Origin of the sequence: Caballeronia sp. GAWG2-1 (genome assembly GCF_023631405.1) — a bacterium.
GTDB lineage: Bacteria > Pseudomonadota > Gammaproteobacteria > Burkholderiales > Burkholderiaceae > Caballeronia.
Genome location: NZ_JALQDD010000020.1, coordinates 1 through 614, shown reverse-complemented (window position 1 = coordinate 614; position 614 = coordinate 1). Strand labels below are relative to the sequence as shown.

Below are 614 nucleotides of genomic sequence, written 5' to 3'. Positions count from 1 at the left end.
TGATAGTGCGGATCTCCCGTGTGAAAGTAGGTAATCGTCAGGCTCCTCATGCAGCAACAAAAACCCCACCCCCAAACAGGTGGGGTTTTTGCATTTTGCTTTCAACTATAAGTGAGAGCCTCAGTTAATGCGGGTCGCGCGGAGGGCTTGACAACACCGTGTTTCTTCCCCATAATCGATAGTTCTCTGCGGAGGGGTGCCCGAGTGGCTAAAGGGGGCAGACTGTAAATCTGTTGGCTTACGCCTACGTTGGTTCGAATCCAACCTCCTCCACCAGAATTCAAGCGGTAGGGAATCCAGCCCAAGCGGGTGTAGCTCAATGGTAGAGCAGAAGCCTTCCAAGCTTATGACGAGGGTTCGATTCCCTTCACCCGCTCCAGTGTCGGTGTGTAGTGCCCATGTGGCTCAGTGGTAGAGCACTCCCTTGGTAAGGGAGAGGTCGGCAGTTCGATCCTGCCCATGGGCACCAGAAGTATTAGTCTAGTAAGTTGCGCGTGGCGCAAGGTGCGAAAATCCTGTTAGGAGTCGAAAATGGCCAAAGGTAAATTCGAGCGGACCAAGCCGCACGTGAACGTGGGCACGATCGGTCACGTTGACCACGGCAAGACCACGCT

Annotated in this window: 1 protein-coding gene and 3 tRNA genes; all 4 read left to right on the top strand. The window is 54.1% G+C overall.

Features of this window, described 5'->3' with window-relative positions; all coding sequences use genetic code 11:
- Window positions 1-190: 190 nt before the first annotated feature.
- A tRNA-Tyr gene (locus NCR98_RS12650) sits at window positions 191-276 on the top strand.
- Between the two features lie 29 nt (window positions 277-305).
- Window positions 306-379: transfer RNA gene (locus NCR98_RS12645), tRNA-Gly, on the top strand.
- A gap of 15 nt (window positions 380-394) precedes the next feature.
- Window positions 395-469, top strand: a tRNA-Thr gene (locus tag NCR98_RS12640).
- 62 nt (window positions 470-531) lie between these two features.
- A partial coding sequence (locus NCR98_RS12635) for a GTP-binding protein (protein WP_042615313.1) occupies window positions 532-614 on the top strand: 83 nt, incomplete at its 3' end.